The 18,355-nt window shown below is 63.6% G+C and carries 15 protein-coding genes; 4 read left to right on the top strand and 11 right to left on the bottom strand.

What is annotated here, in order from left to right; all coding sequences use genetic code 11:
* Positions 1–14: 14 nt before the first annotated feature.
* The 7 genes from NKH30_RS11280 to NKH30_RS11250 all read right to left on the bottom strand — a co-directional run bounded on the left by NKH30_RS11280 (position 15) and on the right by NKH30_RS11250 (position 7,664).
* On the bottom strand, positions 15–1,442 hold the full coding sequence (locus NKH30_RS11280) for a gamma-aminobutyraldehyde dehydrogenase (protein ID WP_352969941.1): 1,428 nt from the start codon (positions 1,440–1,442) through the stop codon (positions 15–17).
* A gap of 25 nt (positions 1,443–1,467) precedes the next feature.
* Positions 1,468–2,283, bottom strand: coding sequence for an ABC transporter permease (locus NKH30_RS11275; protein WP_352469946.1), 816 nt, complete (start codon positions 2,281–2,283; stop codon positions 1,468–1,470).
* On the bottom strand, positions 2,273–3,223 hold the full coding sequence (locus tag NKH30_RS11270; protein ID WP_352995572.1) for an ABC transporter permease: 951 nt from the start codon (positions 3,221–3,223) through the stop codon (positions 2,273–2,275). Before NKH30_RS11270 ends, NKH30_RS11275 begins: the two co-directional genes overlap by 11 nt.
* Positions 3,224–3,237: 14 nt before the next feature.
* Positions 3,238–4,233, bottom strand: a complete 996-nt coding sequence (locus NKH30_RS11265; protein WP_352995448.1) for an ABC transporter ATP-binding protein — start codon at positions 4,231–4,233, stop codon at positions 3,238–3,240.
* 190 nt (positions 4,234–4,423) lie between these two features.
* Positions 4,424–5,578: an ABC transporter substrate-binding protein gene (locus tag NKH30_RS11260; protein ID WP_352540421.1), complete on the bottom strand. Its 1,155-nt coding sequence runs from the start codon at positions 5,576–5,578 to the stop codon at positions 4,424–4,426.
* A 304-nt stretch (positions 5,579–5,882) separates the two neighbouring features.
* On the bottom strand, positions 5,883–6,809 hold the full coding sequence (locus tag NKH30_RS11255; RefSeq protein WP_023676350.1) for a LysR family transcriptional regulator: 927 nt from the start codon (positions 6,807–6,809) through the stop codon (positions 5,883–5,885).
* A 78-nt stretch (positions 6,810–6,887) separates the two neighbouring features.
* Positions 6,888–7,664: a DeoR/GlpR family DNA-binding transcription regulator gene (locus NKH30_RS11250; protein WP_352767217.1), complete on the bottom strand. Its 777-nt coding sequence runs from the start codon at positions 7,662–7,664 to the stop codon at positions 6,888–6,890.
* Between the two features lie 435 nt (positions 7,665–8,099).
* Here NKH30_RS11250 and NKH30_RS11245 point away from each other — a divergent pair, with 435 nt between their 5' ends.
* Positions 8,100–8,984, top strand: coding sequence for a phosphotransferase (locus tag NKH30_RS11245; protein ID WP_352995569.1), 885 nt, complete (start codon positions 8,100–8,102; stop codon positions 8,982–8,984).
* Positions 8,981–11,434 carry a GcvT family protein gene (locus tag NKH30_RS11240; RefSeq protein WP_352995445.1) on the top strand — a complete coding sequence of 818 codons (2,454 nt, stop codon included), beginning with the start codon at positions 8,981–8,983 and terminating at the stop codon, positions 11,432–11,434. Before NKH30_RS11245 ends, NKH30_RS11240 begins: the two co-directional genes overlap by 4 nt.
* A gap of 18 nt (positions 11,435–11,452) precedes the next feature.
* Here the strand turns inward: NKH30_RS11240 and NKH30_RS11235 are convergent, their stop codons facing one another.
* Entirely contained in the window at positions 11,453–12,085 is a 633-nt protein-coding gene (locus NKH30_RS11235) for a class I SAM-dependent DNA methyltransferase (RefSeq protein WP_352995442.1), read from the bottom strand.
* 103 nt (positions 12,086–12,188) lie between these two features.
* Between NKH30_RS11235 and NKH30_RS11230 the strand changes: the two genes are divergently transcribed.
* Positions 12,189–13,091, top strand: a complete 903-nt coding sequence (locus tag NKH30_RS11230) for a phosphotransferase (protein WP_352995439.1) — start codon at positions 12,189–12,191, stop codon at positions 13,089–13,091.
* Here the strand turns inward: NKH30_RS11230 and NKH30_RS11225 are convergent.
* The 3 genes from NKH30_RS11225 to ilvD form a co-directional block, all read right to left on the bottom strand.
* A complete protein-coding gene (locus NKH30_RS11225; protein WP_352813803.1) occupies positions 13,088–14,008 on the bottom strand; it encodes a DMT family transporter in 921 nt (306 codons plus the stop codon). The genes NKH30_RS11230 and NKH30_RS11225 overlap by 4 nt on opposite strands.
* Positions 14,009–14,227: 219 nt before the next feature.
* A complete protein-coding gene (locus tag NKH30_RS11220) occupies positions 14,228–15,502 on the bottom strand; it encodes an amidohydrolase family protein (RefSeq protein WP_352969929.1) in 1,275 nt (424 codons plus the stop codon).
* A gap of 231 nt (positions 15,503–15,733) precedes the next feature.
* A complete protein-coding gene (ilvD, locus tag NKH30_RS11215; RefSeq protein ID WP_352681392.1) occupies positions 15,734–17,578 on the bottom strand; it encodes a dihydroxy-acid dehydratase in 1,845 nt (614 codons plus the stop codon).
* Between the two features lie 290 nt (positions 17,579–17,868).
* On the opposite strand from ilvD, the gene NKH30_RS11210 reads away from it, so the two are divergent.
* Positions 17,869–18,342, top strand: coding sequence for a VOC family protein (locus NKH30_RS11210; RefSeq protein ID WP_352540429.1), 474 nt, complete (start codon positions 17,869–17,871; stop codon positions 18,340–18,342).
* The last annotated feature ends 13 nt before the right edge of the window (positions 18,343–18,355 follow it).

Raw genomic sequence — 18,355 nt, 5'->3', positions numbered from 1 at the left:
TCTCCTCGCGGGCGCTACCCGTGAGCGACCATGACGTGGCGGACGGCGGTATAGTCCTCCAGCGCGTAGAGCGACATGTCCTTGCCGTAGCCGGATTGTTTCAACCCGCCATGCGGCATCTCGTTGGTCAGCATGAAATGGGTGTTGATCCAGGTGCAGCCATATTGCAGCCGGGCGGCCGTCGCCATGGCCCGCGAAACATCCTTGGTCCACACCGACGACGCCAGGCCGTAGTCAGAATCATTGGCCCAGTTCACCGCTTCGTCGACTTCGGAAAAGCGGGTGACCGAGACCACCGGACCGAACACTTCGCGGCGCACGATCTCGTCCTCCTGCAGCGCGCCGGCGACGACGGTCGGCTGGTAGAAGAAGCCGGAGCCCTCGCCCGGCTTGCCGCCCGTGGTGATCTCGATGTGCTTGAGCTCAGAGGCGCGCTCGACGAAGCTCGAGACGCGGTCACGCTGGCGACGCGAGATCAGCGGGCCGATCTCGTTCTCGGTATCGTCGGGGCGATCATACTTGATGGTCGAGACCGCAGTGGAGAGGTCGGCGACGAGCTTGTCGTAGATCTTCTTGCCGGCGTAGATGCGGCAGGCCGCGGTGCAGTCCTGGCCGGCATTGTAATAGCCGAAGGCGCGCAGGCCGTTGACCACCGCGCCGAGATCGGCGTCGTCGAAGACGATGACCGGCGCCTTGCCGCCGAGCTCGAGATGCGTGCGCTTGACCGATTTGGCGGCAGCCTGCAGCACCTTCTTGCCGGTGGCGACGTCGCCGGTGATCGAGATCATGTTGACCTTCGGGTGGTTGATCAGCGTGTTGCCGACGCTGTCGCCGCGACCGAGCACGACGTTGACGACGCCTTCCGGCAGGATCTCGGCAAGGATTTTCGCCAGCTTCAGCGCGGTCAGCGGCGTCTGTTCCGACGGCTTGAAGACGACGGTGTTGCCGCCGGCAATCGCCGGCGCCAGCTTCCAGGCCATCATCATCAGCGGATAGTTCCACGGCGCGATCGACGCGACAACGCCGATGGCGTCGCGGCGGACCATCGAGGTGTGGCCGGGAATGTATTCGCCGGCGACCTGGCCGGGCATCGAGCGGACCGCGCCGGCAAAGAAACGGTAGCAGTCGACGATCGCCGGGATTTCGTCATTGAGCACGGCATTGATCGGCTTGCCGCAGTTCAGCGCCTCGAGCGCCGCGAAATCCTGTGCAGCAGCCTCGATGCGATCGGCGATCTTCAGGAGATAGCCGGCGCGCTGCGCCGGTGTTGTGCGGGACCAGGTGACGAAGGCTTTTTCGGCAGCAAGCACGGCCGCCTCGATCTGCGCTGGGCTGGCCTCCGGCAGATTGAGGATGGTCGCCCCGGTCTTCGGGTTGAGGATCGGCTCCTCGGTCTCGGTGCCTTTTTCGAATTTCGAGCCGATCAGCATCTGCGTGTCCATGGAAGTCTCTCCCTTGTGAACGAGATCATTTGCCCGAACCGGCGATCTGGTCGCCGTCGCGGGTCAGGTAATAGGCAGCGAGGATGGGGAGCAGCGTCACCAGCACTACCACCATCGCCACGACATTGGTGACCGGACGCTGGCGCGGACGGATCAATTCTTCGAGCATCCAGATCGGCACCGTCTGCTGCTGGCCGGCGGTGAAGGTGGTGACGATGACCTCGTCGAAGGACAGCGCAAAGGCAAGCATGCCGCCGGCCAGCAGCGCGGTTGCGATGTTGGGCAGCACGACATGCCGAAAGGTCTGGAAACCATCGGCGCCGAGATCCATCGACGCCTCGATCATCGAGCCGGACGTGCGGCGGAAGCGGGCGACCGCATTGTTGTAGACGACGACCACGCAGAAAGTGGCGTGGCCGAGCACGATCGTCCAGAACGAGAACGGGATTTCGGCCAGCGCGAAGGCCGAGCGCAGCGCGATGCCGGTGATGATGCCGGGCAGCGCGATCGGCAGGATGACCAGCAGCGAGATGGTTTCGCGGCCGAAGAATTTTGTGCGGGACACGGCAGCGGCGCACAGCGTGCCCAGGACCAGCGCGATGGTAGTCGAGATCGCCGCGACCCGCACAGACAATGACAGCGCCTGCCAGACGTCGGGGCGGTTCCAGGTGACGGCGAACCATTGCGTGGTCAGGCCCGGCGGCGGCCAGACGAAGCTCTTCTCCTCGGTGGTGAAGGCATAGACGAAGATCAGCAGGATCGGCAAATGCAGGAAAAGCAGGCCGCCGGTGGCAGCGAGCTTCAGGCCGATCGGCGCGGATGGGCCACGGTCAGAGCGCATCGAAAGCCCCCATGCGCTTGGCGCCCCAGAGGTAGAAGCCCATGATGACGATGGGCACCACGGTGAAGGCGGCGGCGAGCGGGATATTGCCGGCGGTGCCTTGCTGCGAATAGACGGCCTGGCCGATGAACAGCCGCGAGGTGCCGATGATCTGTGGGATGATGTAGTCGCCGAGCGTCAGCGAGAAGGTGAAGATCGAGCCGGCGACGATGCCGGGCAGCGCCAGCGGGAACAGCACGTTGCCGAAGGTCTGCCCGGGCGAGGCGCCGAGATCGGACGAAGCCTCGACCAAATTGCCCGGCACGCGCTCGAGTGCGGCCTGCACCGGCAGGATCATGAACGGCAGCCAGACATAGACGAAGACGATGAAGGTACCGGTTGAGGAGACCGACAGCGAGTTGCCGCCGACGACCGGCAGCGACAGCCAGGCATCAAGCAGCCACAGAAGATGCAATTTGGCCAGCAGCCAGGTCAGGATGCCTTCCTTGGCGAGAATCAGCTTCCAGGCATAGATCTTGACCAGGTAGCTCGACCACAGCGGCAGCATGACGCCGAGATAAAACAGCGCCTTCCAACGGCCGCGCGCATAGCGCGCCGCATAATAGGCGATGGGAAAGGCGATGACCGCCGCCGCCAGCGTCACCAGCGCCGCCATTGTCACCGTGCGCAGGATAATGTCGAGATTGGCGGCCTGCAGCAGGTCGCCATAGGTCTTCAGCGTGAATTGCCGGTTGATCAGGCCGGAGAACTCGTCGATCGAAAAGAAGCTCTGCAAAAGCAATGCGAAGAGCGAGCCGATATAGACGATGCCGAGCCACAAAACCGGCGGCAGCAGCATGAGGAGCAACAGCAGCTTCGGCTGTCGCCAAAAAATATCCGACACCGCGCCACGCAGGCCGCCGCGTCGCGGCAGGATGGCGGGCGGCGTGGCGCGCGGCATGACGGTGTCGAGGCTCATCCGAGCTCGTCCATCAAATGCAAATGCTCGCGCTTGAAGGTGAGCACCACCGCCTCGCCTTCCCCCGGCAGCACAGCACCCGCCGGCACGATGGCATGCAGTCGCAAGCCCTCTGCATCGAGCGCCAGTCTTGTCGTGGCGCCGAGATAGTTGGTCGAGACCAGGCGGGCGGCAACCCCTTCGCCGTTGGCCCGGCCAATACGGATGGATTCGGGCCGCAGGCTGCCCCAGCGATACTGGCCGGCATAGCGCTGGACGAAATCCGGCGGCAGCACGTTGGACGAGCCGACGAAATCGGCGACGAAGCGGGTCTTGGGGCGCTGGTAGATGTCTTCCGGCGTACCGACCTGCATGATCTTGCCGTCATTGAAGACGGCCACGCGGTCGGCCATCGACAGCGCTTCGCCCTGGTCGTGGGTGACGAACACGAAGGTGATGCCGAGCGCCTTCTGCAGCGATTTCAACTCCTCCTGCATGTTTTCGCGAAGCTTGAGGTCGAGGGCGCCGAGCGGCTCGTCGAGCAACAGCACCTTGGGCTGGTTGACCAGCGCACGGGCGAGCGCGACGCGCTGGCGCTGGCCGCCGGAAAGCTGGCCAGGGCGACGGGCGCCGTAGCCGGGAAGCCGCACCAGCGCCAGCGCTTCTTCCGCCGCCTGTTGCCGCTCCGGTCTGCCGACGCCCTTGACCATCAGCCCATAGGCGACGTTGTCGAGCACGTTGAAATGCGGGAACAGCGCATAATCCTGGAACACTGTGTTGACGTTGCGGCGATAGGGCGGCACGCCCTCGGCGCGTTCGCCGAAGATCGAGATCGAGCCCGCCGTCGGCTGCTCGAAACCGGCGATGAGGCGCAGGCACGTCGTCTTGCCCGAGCCGGAAGGCCCGAGCATAGCAAAGAACTCGCCCGGCACGATGTCGAGATCGACCGCGTCAACGGCACGCACGCTGCCGAAATGGCGAGAGACGTTTTGGAAGGAAACGGCGGAGGTCATGGGGCTGTCCTGATCTGTCAGGCTCATCAAATTTCAGGCGATAGCGCTGCCTCTTATCCGCCTGTCGGCACCTTCTCCTCGTATAGTGGACGGGGAGAAGGGAGGCGCTGCAACGCTGGCGACCCCCCGGTTCTTCACCGGGAGAGGGTAAGGGTGAGGGGCAGCGCCGAGCTTCGTAGGTGAGGCGAACTCACCGCCCGCCGATGACGCCGATATAGTCCGACACCCAGCGGTAATAGGGCACGCACTGGTCGTTCTGGGTGGCGCATTTCGAGACCGGCGTCTTCCAGAACTTGATCTTGTCGAAATTGTCGTAGCCGTTGGTCTTGCAGCCTTCCTCCCCGAGCAGTTCGTTGCCCTTGCAGGCGGCGGGCACCACCGGCAGCGAGCCGAACCAGGCGGAGACGTCGCCCTGCACTTTTGGCGACAGCGAATGCTCCATCCACATGTAGGCGCAGTTCGGGTGGGCAGCATCGGCCTCCATCATCGTGGTATCGGCCCAGCCGGTGACGCCCTCCTCGGGGATAGTCGAGGCGACCGGCTTCTTGGCCGCGATCAGCGTGTTGACCTGATAGGGCCAGGAACCGGAGGCGACGACGCCTTCGTTCTGGAAATCGTCGACCTGGATGGCGGCGTCGTGCCAATAGCGTCCGACCAGCGTACGCTGGACCCGCAGCAGGTCGAGCGCCGCCTTGTACTGATCCTCGGTCAGTTCGTACGGATCCTTGATGCCGAGCTCCGGCTTGTGAGCCATCAGGTAATTGGCGGCGTCGGCGATGTGGATCGGCCCGTCATAGGCCTGGACGCGGCCCTTGTTCGACTTGCCGTCGGGAAGCTTCATTTCCTCGAAGACCACGTTCCAGCTCTTCGGCGCCTCCTTGAACACTTCGGTGTTGTACATCAGCACGTTCGGCCCCCACTGATAGGGGACGCCGTAATGGACTCCGCCGACGGTGAACCAGGGCGCATCCTTCAGCCGGTTGTCGACCGTCTTCCAGCTCGGTATGAGGTCGGTGTTGATCGGCTGGACGCGCTTGCCGGCGACAAGGCGCAGCGAAGCGTCGCCCGAGGCGGTGACGAGATCGAAGCCGCCCTCGTTCATCAGCGAGACCATCTCATCGGAGGTGTTGGCGGTCTTGACGTTGACCTTGCAGCCGGTTTCCTTCTCGAACGAAGTGACCCAATCATAGGCCTTGTCGGTTTCGCCGCGCTCGATATAGCCCGGCCAGGCGACGATATTGACCTCGCCTTCGCCTTTGCCGAGCTCCTTGACCTGGGCGATGGCCTGGCCGGAGAAGCTCAGCGCGACCGTCAAGGCAGTGCATGATTTCAGCAATGAATTCATCGTCGATCTCCCATTTTTGCATGACCTCGAAACCGGTTTCGGGTTTCGGAAGAAGATCATGCGCCCGTTCAAAAACGTTGGATGCGCGGCTCTGAAGGGCCGTGCTCCTCGCATCGACCCGAAAATCGGAATCGATTTTCGGAAAGCCCGATGCGAAAACTAAAAGTCTTAGAGCGTACTATGTGCGTCCAATTGGACGCACGTCGCTCTAACGGCAGCTTTGTTCCCTGACCGAAAAGTGCTGCGAAATTTCCGGTTTCGCAAATTCATTTATCAGAAAGCCGATATCGATTTTTCCGATACGTCAGCGGCCAATCTTCTCGGGCCGTTGGCGCACCATGCGCTGCGACTGGGCAAGTCCGATGAAGTCGCGCGCCGCCTGCGGCAGACCGGAGCCGCGCCGCCAGACCATGCCGACCTGGACGACCGGCAACGACCCCGAAATATCGCGCGATTCGATGCGGTCGCCTTCCAGCGACCATGGCCGGTAGACGAGGTCGGGCAGCAGCGCCACGCCGGCGCCGGTAGCGACGAGGCTGCGCACCGCTTCGACCGAGCGGGTGCGGAAGGCGACATGCGGCTTGGCGCCGATTGCCGTCAGCAGCTTTCCGGTATTCTCCTCGATCTCGTCGACGGTCAGCATGATCAGCGGTTCCGAGGCGATGTCGCCGATGCCGATGATGTCGGCACCGGCCAAGGGGTGGCCGAGCGGCAGCCACAGCCGGTAGGCCGAGACTTCGAGGATTTCGGACTGCAGTGCCGTGCGGTCGCGCAGGTTCGAGGTGACCATGACGGCAATGTCGAGCTTGCCGCCAATTAACAGGTGCTCGAGATAGTCGCCATTGTCCTCGATCGCCGAGACCTCGACACCCGGATAGGCGCGGCGGTAGCGGGCAAGAAGATCGGAAAGCACATAGCCGGCGACCAGCGAGGTGACGCCAAGTTGCAGCCGCCCGCTTGCCGCGGCCTGTTCGCCGAAGAAGGCGCGGCGCGCATCGGAAACGTCGGCCAGGATCTTTCTCGCATGGCGCAGGAACTGGTGGCCTTTGTGGGTGATGTTCAAGCCGCGCGGGTGGCGCTCGAACAGCTCGACGCCGAGATCGTGCTCCAGCTCCTTGATCGCCTCGGTGACCGACGATTGCGAGATCGACAGGTTCTGGGCGGCGCCCGACACCGTGCCCTGCTCGGCGACGGCGATGAAGAACTGCAATTGGCGGATGGTGAAAGCCATGGCCGGACTAAACACGGCAGACGCGGCGCTGGGAAGTGGGTGCTGGAGCAGATCTCCCGACAGAGCTCACGATAGAGCTCAGCCCTCGCTTCCGCCATCGGCAATGCTGAGCCGTGCGCCGGCCTGGGCGAGGGCGGCGCCGATGTCGTGCGGCGGCGGACGGTCGGTCGCGAGTTCGGAAAAGCCGCCGAAGCCGCAGACCTGAACAAGGCCCTGGCGGCCGAATTTGCTATGGTCGGTGACGACAAGCGAACGCTGGCCGCGCGACAGCACCATGCGGGCGAATTCGGCCTCTTCCAGATCATAGTCCATGACGCCGGTTATGGCATCGACCGCACCGGTCGATATCACTGCATGGCTGACGGAAAAGCGGCTGACGAATTCGATGGCCGAGACGCCGAAGGCAGCACCGGAATCGCTGCGCAGCTCGCCGCCGGCCATGTAGACCTTATTGCCGTTGACGGTGGCCAGTGTGCGGGCGATGTCGGAGGAGTTGGTGACGACCGTCAGCCGCCGGTGGCCGAGCAGTTCCCGGGCCAGGAAAGAGGTGGTGGTGCCGGTGTCGAGCATGATCGATTCGCCGTCGCGGATGGTGGCGGCGACCATGCGCGCTATTGCCCGCTTGGCATCGGCGTTCTCGCGCATGCGCCGCTCGAACGGCGCTTCGCCGGCAATCGACGGCAGGCCGACGGCGCCGTGCATCTTGAGGATGGAACCGTCGCTGGTCAGTGGCTTGACGTCGCGGCGTACTGTCTCCAGCGAGACGCCCAGCCGGTCGGCCAGGCTCGCAATGGTCACCGTGCCTTCCTCCTTGAGGAGGCGCAGGATTTCGCCATGCCGCTTCGAGTGGACCATCGGTTCCATCCGGTCGGATTGTTGCACCGCTGACCGCTTCTACGGCATAAATGCCACTAACTCCAAGGAATTTAGCAAAATTCGGGCAAAAAGCCAAAAAATACCACAATTTCGCGTTGACAACACCTCCAGCGTGGCGCGACATTATCGCTGTGACAGGCTCGGAACGGAGGACGACGGCTGAGCCGCACGAAAAATCGCTTGCCCGAACGCCCGGGAGATCGTCGGGTGCAAGGGTACCGAAATTCAGGATCCGCGGGGGCGGATGCCGGCGTCGAAGAACCCGGCACAAAGGGGCTCGTCGGTGCGGTGCGGGATACCGATCCCGAGATCTGCACCGACGAGATCTTCGCGTTGCCTCCATTCCTCCGTCCGATTGTCATCGCTGGCCAGCCGTGACATGCGTGGAAAACTGACCCAATGTTGGACGAGATCGTGACTGTCGAAGACCGCATCCGTGCGCTGCCTTGCTGGACCGGCAGCATCGACATCGCGCCGCTGCCGGGCGGGCTGAGCAATGCCAATTATCTGGTCAAGGACGCGGCCGGGCGGCACGTCGTGCGGCTCGGCCAGGACTATCCGTTCCACCATGTCTTTCGCGAGCGCGAGATGATGACGGCGCGGGCAGCGCACGCGGCAGGCTTCGCTCCGGCCGTCCACTACACTGGACCCGGCGTCATGGTGACGGAGTATCTCGGCGCCAAGGCCTATGTCGCGCAGGACGTGCGCGCCGATCTCGGCCGCGTTGCCGCATTGCTGCGCGGGTTCCACCGGGAGATGCCCGGTCATGTCTCCGGCGCCGGCTTCATGTTCTGGGTATTCCATGTCATTCGCGACTATGCGCGCACGCTGGAGGAAGGCCGCAGCCGCAAGCTGGGCGACCTGCCGCGCCTGCTGACGCTGGCGAACGAGCTCGAGCGCGCGCAAAAGCTGCTGCCGATCGTATTCGGCCATAATGACCTCTTGCCGGCTAACATAATCGACGACGGTCACAGGCTGTGGCTCATCGATTTCGAATATGCAGGCTTCAACACCGCGATGTTCGACCTTGCCGGCGCAGCGTCGAATGCAGGCATGAGCGACGAGGAGTCCTTCGCCTTCCTGACCGCCTATTTCATGAAGGAGCCGGACCCGGCGATACGGCGCTCGCACGCCGCCATGCAATGCGCGTCGCTGCTGCGTGAGGCGATGTGGGGCATGGTTTCCGAGCTTTACCTCGACGCGCCCGGTGTCGACTACGCCGCCTACGCCGACGAAAACCTGGCGCGGCTCGAAGCCGCCCTGGAAAACTACAGGACAAAATACGGGACGCGGACATGACCTTGCCCGCCCAGGCCGGGATCGTCGTCATCGGCGGTGGCATCATCGGCTGTTCGACGGCCTATCATCTGGCGCGCGACCACAAGGCCGAAATCGTGCTGCTCGAACAGGGCAAACTGACCTCGGGTTCGACCTGGCATGCTGCCGGGCTGGTCGGCCAGCTACGCTCGTCGGCGTCGATCACGCGCGTGCTCAAATATTCGGTCGATCTCTACAAGGGGCTGGAAGCCGAAACCGGCCTCGCCACCGGTTGGAAGATGACTGGCTGCCTGCGCCTCGCCACCAATGGCGACCGCTGGGTCGAGTATAAGCGGCTGGCAACGACGGCTAAGAGCTTCGGCATGGACATGCATCTGCTGTCGCCGGCCGAGGTCAAGGAAATGTGGCCGCTGCTGGAAACCGGCGACCTCGTCGGCGCGTCCTGGCTGCCGACCGACGGTCAGGCAAGCCCTTCCGACATCACCCAGTCGCTGGCCAAGGGTGCGCGCATGCATGGCGCAAAATTGTTCGAGGAGGTGCGAGTCACCGGCTTCGAAATGAGAGACGGCCGCATCACCGCGGTAAAGACCAGCAAAGGCGATATCGCCTGCGACAAGGTGGTGAACTGCGCCGGGCAATGGGCGCGGCAGGTGGGTGCGCTGGCCGGGATAAACGTGCCGCTGCAGCCGGTGAAGCACCAGTACATCATCACCGAAAAGATTGATGGCCTGCCGACCGACGCGCCGACAATTCGCGACCCCGATCGCCGCACCTATTTCAAGGAGGAGGTCGGCGGGTTGGTGATGGGCGGCTACGAGCCGAACCCGCAGGCGTGGACGACCGGTCTGCCGGGCGGCGATGTGCCGGACGATTGGGAGTTCCGGCTGTTCGACGATGATTACGATCATTTCGAGCAGCATATGAGCCAGGCGATCGAGCGTGTCCCGGCGCTCGCCAATGCCGGCGTCAAGCAGATGATCAACGGGCCGGAGAGCTTTACGCCGGATGGCAATTTCATCCTCGGTGTGGCGCCGGAATGCGCCAATATGTTCGTCGGCGCCGGCTTCAATGCCTTTGGCATCGCGTCCGGCGGCGGCGCCGGCTGGGTGCTGGCGCAATGGGTCGTCGACGGCGAGGCGCCGCTCGATCTGTGGGTGGTCGACATCCGCCGCTTCTCCGATCTCCACCGCGACCGGCAATGGGTCCGCGACCGCACGCTGGAAGCCTATGGCAAGCACTACACGATCGGCTTCCCGCATGAGGAATATGTCAGCGGCCGGCCGCGCATCGTCTCGCCTTTGTACGAGCGGCTGCAAAAACATCGCGCCGTGTTCGGCTCGAAACTTGGCTGGGAGCGGCCGAACTGGTTCGCGCCGGAAGGCATCGAGCCGAAGGACGTCTATTCGATGGGCCGGCAGAACTGGTTCCCGGCGGTTGGCGACGAGCACCGCCACGTGCGCGAAAAGATCGGCATTTTCGACCAGTCGTCTTTTGCCAAATACGAAATGACCGGAGCCGACGCGCTGAAGGCGCTGGACTGGATCTGCGCCAACGACGTCGCCAAGCCGGTCGGCCGGCTGACCTACACGCAGCTCCTCAATACGCGCGGCGGCATCGAGGCCGATTTGACCGTGGCGAGGCTCGGTGAGGAAAAATTCTACGTGGTCACCGGCACCGGTTTCCGCACGCATGATTTCTCCTGGATTGCCGATCATATCGGCAGGGCGTTCGACGTGACGCTGACCGACGTCACGGAGGATTTCGGCACATTGTCGCTGATGGGGCCGCGCGCCCGTGACGTGCTGTCAGCGGTGACCGATGCCGACGTCTCGAACGCCGCCTTTCCGTTCGGCCATGTTCGCGAGATCGCCATTGCCGGTCACGCCGTCCGGGCACTGCGCGTCACCTATGTCGGCGAACTCGGCTGGGAACTGCATGCGCCGATCGCGGCGACGGGCGAGGTTTTCGACGCGCTGATGACGGCGGGCGCTGTCCACGACATTCGCCCGGTCGGCTATCGGGCGCTGGAATCGCTGCGGCTGGAAAAGGGCTACCGCGCCTGGGGCGCTGACATTACACCCAACGACACGCCGCAGGAGGCCGGCCTCGGCTGGGCGGTGAAGCTCAGGAAGAACACCGATTTCCTCGGCCGGCGGGCGCTTGAAAAGCTCGATGGCTCGACGCTCAGCAAACGCTTTGCCGGCTTCACCGTCGATGATCCGGACGTCGTGCTGCTCGGGCGCGAGACCATCCTGCGCAACGGCGAGGCGGTCGGTTATCTCACCAGCGGCGGCTATGGCTACACCATCGGCAAGAACATCGGCTACGGCTATGTGCGCAATGCCGATGGCGTCAACGATGATTTCCTTACCTCCGGCAACTACGAACTGGTGGTGGCAATGGAACGGACGCCGGCTAAGATACACCTCGAGCCGCTTTACGATCCGGCAGGAGCAAAGGTGAAGGCATAGAGCCTTCCGGTTTCAGCCTTAGTTCACGATGAGCACCAGCCCCCGGCTCGGCACGGTATCGGCCTCGCCTGGCATCGAAACATAGGGCGGCGTCTCTTCGGCGCGCGTGACGGTGCCTTGCGCCTCGAGCTCGGCGATCCGCGCGGCAAACCCGGCATCCCACAGCGTGTTCTTCACTGTCAGCACGATCACCCCGCCCGGCCGGCAGATGCGGATCAGCTCGTCCAGACCCTCGGCCCCGACATGGCCGGACGTGAAGACGCCGGCTGAGATGATCCCGGCATAGGCGTCGTCCACGAAGGGCAGCGGTCCGCCAAGCGCCAGGCAGTGCAGCGCTGAATAGACGCCCTTGCGCGCGGCTTGCGCCAGCATGCCTTCCGAGATGTCGAGCGCCTCGACCTGCGGATAACCGGTAATGGCAAGCCATTCGCCGATGAGCCCGGTGCCGGCGCCGGCATCGAGCAGAGGAGCGGCGCCGCGCGCCAGATGGCGGGCCAGCAAGGCAAGGCAGATGGTGGGATGGCGATAGCCAGCCGCCGACATGTCGGCGTCATAGGTGCCGGCCCACCTGTCGTAAAGAGCCGCGATGTCTTCCGGCCGCTTCGCCGCATAGGCTGCGGCGAGCGCGCTCTGATGTTTGCTGTTTGTCATTGCTGTCCGTCGCCTGGTATCGATCCGCAACACGATCATAGCCAAACGGCGAAAACTGTGGAACCGTCGTCGTCCCAATAATACGGGGAAAGGAGCGAAATCCATGGCGGACGACCGGGCGCGCGCCGCACTTGCGGCCATTCCGATGCTGGCCGGCTATGATGGCCCTCTGGAACGGCTCGGCGGTCTCACCAACCTCGTCTTCCGCGGTAAGGATTTCTGCCTGCGTATCCCCGGCAAGGGTACCGAGGAATACATCAACCGCGCCAACGAGGCAGTGGCGGCGCGGGAAGCGGCGAAGACCGGCGTCAGTCCGGATGTGCTGCATGTCGATGCCGAGACCGGCGTGTTGGTGACCCGCTTCGTTGCCGGTGCCGAGACGATGTCACCGGAAAAGTTCAAGATTCGGCCGGGCAGCCCGGCACGCGCCGGCAAGGCCTTTCGCAAACTGCACACATCCGGCGCGGTGTTCCCCTTCCGCTTCGAGCTGTTTGCGATGATCGACGATTATCTGAAAGTGCTGTCAACCAAGGACGTCGCCCTGCCTGCCGGCTACCACGATGTGGTCCGCGAGGCGGAGGAAGTGCGCTCAGCACTTGCGGCTCAACCTCTGACGATCGTCGCCTGCCACTGCGACCCGCTCTGCGAAAACTTTCTCGATACGGGCGACAGGATGTGGATCGTCGATTGGGAATATTCCGGGATGAACGATCCGCTCTGGGATCTCGGCGACCTCAGCGTCGAAGGGGAATTCGACGCCGCGCAGGACGAAGAGATGATGCTGGCCTATTTCGGCGGCGAGCCGAGACCGGCGGAGCGCGCCCGCATCGTCATCTACAAGGCGATGTGCGACCTGTTGTGGACGCTCTGGGGCTTGATCCAGCTTGCCAACAAAAATCCGGCCGACGACTTTCGCGCCTATGCCGACGGCCGGTTTGCGCGCTGCAAAGCACTGATGGAGATGCCGGAATTTTCGCGGCATCTCGCAGCGGTGCGCCGGGGTTAATTCACACCCTTCGGCACGTTTTCCGGCGGCACGGAATCGACCACCTTCTGGCGGTGGAAGATGAACAGGCCGGCCAGCACGACGATGGCCGAGCCGATCAGGATGCGCGGCCCAGGCACATCGCCGAAGAAGGCGAGGCCGAAGACCACTGCCCACAACAGCAGGCTGTAATGCAGCGGCGCCAAGGTCGAGGCCGGCGCCAGCTTCAACGCCCTGGTGATCATCAGATGCGCGCCGCAGGAGACGATGCCGAGAAGCAGCATGGCGCCGAAATCGAGCGAGGACGGCGTCTTCCAGCTGCCGAGGGTCAACGCAGCGCCGACCAGCAGCGTGCCGATGGTTTGCCAGGTGACCAGCGAGGTGTCGCTGGTGCCGCGCAGCCGCCGATTGAGGATGATGGCGAAGGCAAAGGAAATGCTGCCGGCGAGCGCGAACATCGACGACAGCGAGAACGCGGCCGAGGACGGCTTCAGCATGATCAGCACGCCGCAGAAACCGACCAGGATAGCCGCCCAGCGGCGCCAGCCGACCCTTTCGCCGAGCAGGAAGTGCGACAGCGCCGCGACATAGATCGGCCCGGCCATGTAAAAACTCATCACATCGGCGAGCGGCAGATAGACGACCGCCGCGTAGAACAGCGCCGTGTCGAGCGTCGTCATCACCACGCGAAGCAGCTGCAGCTCCGGCCGCTCCATGCGAAACAGCTTGGCCGCACCCTGATGTGCAATCATCGGCCCGAGTATGAAAAACGCGCCGATCGAGCGGATCAGCACGACCTGGCCGACAGAAAAACTGGCGACCAGCCACTTGCCCATCGCGTCGTTCAGCGCAAACAGGAAGTCGCCGGCGAGCATCAGCAGGATGCCGGCCAGCAGCACGTTCATGATCGTTGAGCACTGGGCTGCGGGCCGCGCCATTCCGTTACCGGTTCCTCGCCGTGGGGTACGGTGACCCGCGTCGTAGTCGCAAGCTGCGGCCATGACGAGGCGAAAATCGAGAATTCGGTAAGACCAGCGCCGGAAATCGGCTGGACTAATGCATGTCGCGCAAAAGTGTGCAGCGGTTTTGCGATAACGACACGCTTAAAAACAAGACCTTAAAGCGCGTCGCGTGGGTCCGTTCAAACGCGACGCGCTTTAAGCGTGGCGCCGGTTCACCGTGCCCGGCCTTCCGGCGATCGAAAGCCGCGTGTCCTGCCGGCTGCGCTCGGCCACCACCTTGCCCCTGGCGATGACGCAGAGGCGCTCTGGGCGCAGCCGCAGGGCCTCGACTGGGTTGCCGGCATCGAGAACGACCAGGCTGGCGCGCTTGCCGACCGCCAGGCCAAGGTGGTCGAGGCCCATGATGGCGGCATTGACGTTGGTGACCATATCGAAGCAGCGCGCCATCTCGGCCGGGCTCGACATCTGCGCGACATGCAGGCCCATGAAGGCGACGTCGAGCATGTCTGCGGTGCCCAGCGAATACCAGGGGTCGAGCACGCAATCCTGGCCCCAGCCGACGCGGATGCCTTGCGCCAGCATCTCCTTGACCCGCGTCAGTCCGCGGCGCTTGGGAAAGGTGTCGTGGCGGCCCTGCAGCATGATGTTGATCAGCGGATTGGGGATCGCCGAAACGCCGGCCTCGGCAATCAGCGGCAATAGCTTCGAAACGTAGTAATTATCCATCGAATGCATCGATGTCAGGTGCGAGCCGGCCACTCTGCCCTGCAACCCGAGCCGCTGCGTCTCATAGGCAAGCTGCTCGATGTGGCGCGACAGCGGATCGTCGGTCTCGTCGCAATGCAAGTCGACCATCAGGCCGCGCTTCGCCGCGATTTCGCAGAGCTCGGTGACGGAGCGCGTGCCGTCGGCCATTGTGCGCTCGAAATGCGGAATGCCGCCGACGACATCGACGCCTATGTCGAGCGCCCGGATGGTGTTGTCGCGCGCCGTCGGCGAGCGGTAAAACCCGTCCTGCGGGAAGGCGACCAGCTGCAGGTCGATATAGGGGCCAACCGTCTTCTTCACGTCGAGCAGCGCCTCGACCGCCAGCAGGCGGTCGTCGCAAACATCGACATGGGTGCGGATGGCGAGCAGGCCCATCGACACCGCCCAGTCGCAATAGGCGAGCGCACGGTCGCGCACCGCTTCGCAGGTCAAAAGCGGCTTCAACTCGCCCCAAAGCGAGATGCCTTCGAGCAGCGTGCCCGAGACATTGATGCGCGGAATGCCGAGCGAAAGCGTGGCGTCCATATGGAAATGCGGATCGACGAAGGGCGGCGAGACCAGATTGCCATGGGCATCGATCGCCGTGCCGGCGCTGACGTTCAGCTCGGGCTCTATCGCTGCGATCGTTTCGCCGACGATGCCGATATCCGCGATCCTGCCGTCGGGCAGCATCCCGCCGCGCACCACAAGGTCAAAATCCATCTAGCGCCACCTCGTTCAAAAAAGCCGTTTCTTTCCATGCAGCGTGCTGCCGCAAGGCGGAACCTTCAGGCGCGGCCCTTCCCTTCTTCCCTTGTGGAAGAAGGTGGCCGCGAAGCGGCCAGATGAGGGGTGTTCCAGCTTGGCGCCGGCGGCACTCCGTCCAGCACCCCTCAACCGTCTTGGCGCTGCGCGCCAATCCACCTTCTCCCACAAAGGGAGAAGGAAAAGCCTCTATTCCGGCACGTACCGCACCGCCCCCTTGGCGGCACTTGTCGCCATCGCCGCATAGGCGCGCAAGGCCGTCGTCACCTTGCGCTTGCGCTTTTCTTCGGGCTTCCAGGCAGCCGTTCCCCTGGCCTCCATCGCGGCGCGACGGGCGATGAGTTCGGCGTCGTCGACAGCAAGCCTGATGGTGCGGTTGGGGATATCGATCTCGATCGTGTCGCCTTCCCTGACCAGCCCGATCAGACCGCCTTCCGCGGCTTCCGGCGAGACATGGCCGATCGACAGGCCGGAGGTGCCGCCGGAAAAACGACCGTCGGTGATCAGTGCGCAGGCTTTGCCGAGACCTTTCGACTTCAAATAGCTGGTCGGGTAGAGCATTTCCTGCATGCCGGGTCCGCCGCGTGGCCCTTCATAGCGGATGACGACGACATCGCCGGCCTTGATCTCGTTCGACAGGATCGCCTTGACGCTGGCGTCCTGGCTTTCGAACACTCTTGCCGGACCGGTGAATTTCAGGATCGATTCATCGACGCCCGCCGTCTTCACGATGCAGCCATCGATTGCCAGATTGCCTTTCAGCACGGCAAGGCCGCCATCCCTGGAGAAAGGATGTTCGACCGAGCGGATGACGCCCTTCTCGCGGTCGAGATCGAGATCGTCCCAGCGGCGGTCCTGGCTGAACGCGACTTGCGTCGGCACGCCGCCGGGTGCCGCCAGGAAGAAATCGCGGACATTCTGGCTGGTGGTGCGCGAAATATCCCAATGATCGAGCGCTTCGCCGAGGCTTGCGGCGTGCACCGTCGGCAGGTCGCGGTTGATCAGCCCGGCGCTATCCAACTGGCCGAGGATGGCCATGATGCCGCCGGCGCGATGGACATCCTCCATGTGGACGTCAGCCTTGGCCGGAGCCACCTTGCACAGCACCGGCACCCGCCGCGACAGCCGGTCGATGTCCTCCATGGTGAAGTCGACCTCGCCCTCATGTGCTGCGGCGAGGATGTGCAGGACCGTGTTAGTCGAGCCGCCCATGGCGATGTCGAGCGTCATGGCGTTCTCGAAGGCGCCCTTCGAGGCGATGCTGCGCGGCAGCGCGGTGTCATCGTCCTGCTCGTAATAGCGCTGGGCGAGATCGACGATCAGATGACCGGCCTCGACAAACAGCCGCTTGCGGTCGGCATGCGTGGCCAACGTCGAGCCGTTGCCGGGCAGCGAGAGGCCGAGCGCCTCGGTCAGGCAGTTCATCGAATTGGCGGTGAACATGCCGGAGCAGGAGCCACAGGTCGGACAGGCCGAGCGCTCGATGATCCTGACGTCCTCGTCGGACACCTTGTCGTCGGCGGCTGCGACCATAGCGTCGACCAGGTCAAGCGCCTGGGTCTTGCCGGCGAGCACCACCTTGCCGGCCTCCATCGGCCCGCCGGAGACGAAGACGGTCGGGATGTTGAGGCGCAGCGACGCCATCAGCATGCCGGGCGTGATCTTGTCGCAATTCGAGATGCAGACCATCGCGTCGGCGCAGTGCGCGTTGACCATGTATTCGACCGAGTCGGCGATCAATTCGCGCGACGGCAGCGAATAGAGCATGCCGTCATGGCCCATGGCGATGCCGTCATCGACGGCAATGGTGTTGAACTCCTTGGCAACGCCGCCGGCTTTTTCGATCTCGCGGGCAACCAGCTGGCCGAGATCCTTCAAATGGACATGGCCCGGAACGAATTGGGTGAAGGAATTGACCACGGCAATGATCGGCTTGCCGAAATCAGAGTCCTTCATCCCGGTGGCGCGCCACAGGCCGCGGGCGCCGGCCATGTTGCGGCCATGGGTGGTGGTGCGGGAACGGTAGGCGGGCATTGAACTGTCCTTGCTGTCTGCGTCGCGCCCAAAGGCGCGGAAAACCGGAATTAAGCCGCAGGCCTTATAGACGCCACACTCTGGTCTGGCCACAATTTTGCGCTGCGCCAGGGTGCGGAACGAGCGGCCAGCCAAAGACGCAGCCGGCCCAGACCGTAAAAAAGTCAGAGGTGCTGTCGGATCGGGTCTCGTTCGAGCGTCCTTGGGCAGACGGCGGAACCGGGCATCAATTGCCAGCCAGCCGTTTTGCGAGTGAAAACAAAGCCAAAACCAGCCCGAGGAGCAAGAGAATGCAAAAGATCACCCCCTGCCTGTGGTTCAACGATCAGGCCGAGGAGGCCATGAACCATTATGTCTCCATCTTCAAGAATTCGAAGGTGCTGAGCGTGATGCGCTGGCCCAAGGGCAGCGGCGATAATGAGGGCAAGGTGCTGATGGTCTCATTCGAGCTCGACGGCGTTCAGTTCCAGGCGCTGAACGGCGGGCCGCAATTCAAGTTCACCGAGGCGGTCTCGCTCTCCATCGACTGCAAGACGCAGGAAGAGGTCGACTATTTCTGGGACAGGCTCATCGCGGGCGGTGGCCAGCCCAGCCAGTGCAGCTGGCTGAAGGACAAATTCGGCCTCTCCTGGCAGGTCGTTCCCGAGCAGCTGCCCAGGCTGCTGCTGGACGCCGACAGGGAAAAGGCCGGCCGCGTGATGCAGGCGATGATGCAGATGAGCAAGATCGACATCGCCAAGATCGAAGAGGCTGCGAAAGGGTAAACGAACGCGATCT

This window comes from Mesorhizobium sp. M1273 (genome assembly GCF_040318195.1).
Taxonomy (GTDB): Bacteria; Pseudomonadota; Alphaproteobacteria; order Rhizobiales; family Rhizobiaceae; genus Mesorhizobium.
The sequence above is the reverse complement of the archived record's forward strand: the minus strand, read 5'-3'. Positions and strand labels throughout refer to the sequence as shown.

What these genes read in the sequence shown, in the direction of transcription:
- NKH30_RS11250 (WP_352767217.1), bottom strand. Translation starts at nt 7,664, where the DNA reads ATGGTCCACTCGAAGCGGCATGGCGAAATCCTGCGCCTCCTCAAGGAG.
- NKH30_RS11275 (WP_352469946.1), bottom strand. Translation starts at nt 2,283, where the DNA reads ATGCGCTCTGACCGTGGCCCATCCGCGCCGATCGGCCTGAAGCTCGCT.
- NKH30_RS11240 (WP_352995445.1), top strand. Translation starts at nt 8,981, where the DNA reads ATGACCTTGCCCGCCCAGGCCGGGATCGTCGTCATCGGCGGTGGCATC.
- NKH30_RS11225 (WP_352813803.1), bottom strand. Translation starts at nt 14,008, where the DNA reads ATGGCGCGGCCCGCAGCCCAGTGCTCAACGATCATGAACGTGCTGCTG.
- ilvD (WP_352681392.1), bottom strand. Translation starts at nt 17,578, where the DNA reads ATGCCCGCCTACCGTTCCCGCACCACCACCCATGGCCGCAACATGGCC.
- NKH30_RS11230 (WP_352995439.1), top strand. Translation starts at nt 12,189, where the DNA reads ATGGCGGACGACCGGGCGCGCGCCGCACTTGCGGCCATTCCGATGCTG.
- NKH30_RS11220 (WP_352969929.1), bottom strand. Translation starts at nt 15,502, where the DNA reads ATGGATTTTGACCTTGTGGTGCGCGGCGGGATGCTGCCCGACGGCAGG.
- NKH30_RS11280 (WP_352969941.1), bottom strand. Translation starts at nt 1,442, where the DNA reads ATGGACACGCAGATGCTGATCGGCTCGAAATTCGAAAAAGGCACCGAG.
- NKH30_RS11235 (WP_352995442.1), bottom strand. Translation starts at nt 12,085, where the DNA reads ATGACAAACAGCAAACATCAGAGCGCGCTCGCCGCAGCCTATGCGGCG.
- NKH30_RS11210 (WP_352540429.1), top strand. Translation starts at nt 17,869, where the DNA reads ATGCAAAAGATCACCCCCTGCCTGTGGTTCAACGATCAGGCCGAGGAG.
- NKH30_RS11255 (WP_023676350.1), bottom strand. Translation starts at nt 6,809, where the DNA reads ATGGCTTTCACCATCCGCCAATTGCAGTTCTTCATCGCCGTCGCCGAG.
- NKH30_RS11265 (WP_352995448.1), bottom strand. Translation starts at nt 4,233, where the DNA reads ATGACCTCCGCCGTTTCCTTCCAAAACGTCTCTCGCCATTTCGGCAGC.
- NKH30_RS11260 (WP_352540421.1), bottom strand. Translation starts at nt 5,578, where the DNA reads ATGAATTCATTGCTGAAATCATGCACTGCCTTGACGGTCGCGCTGAGC.
- NKH30_RS11270 (WP_352995572.1), bottom strand. Translation starts at nt 3,223, where the DNA reads ATGCCGCGCGCCACGCCGCCCGCCATCCTGCCGCGACGCGGCGGCCTG.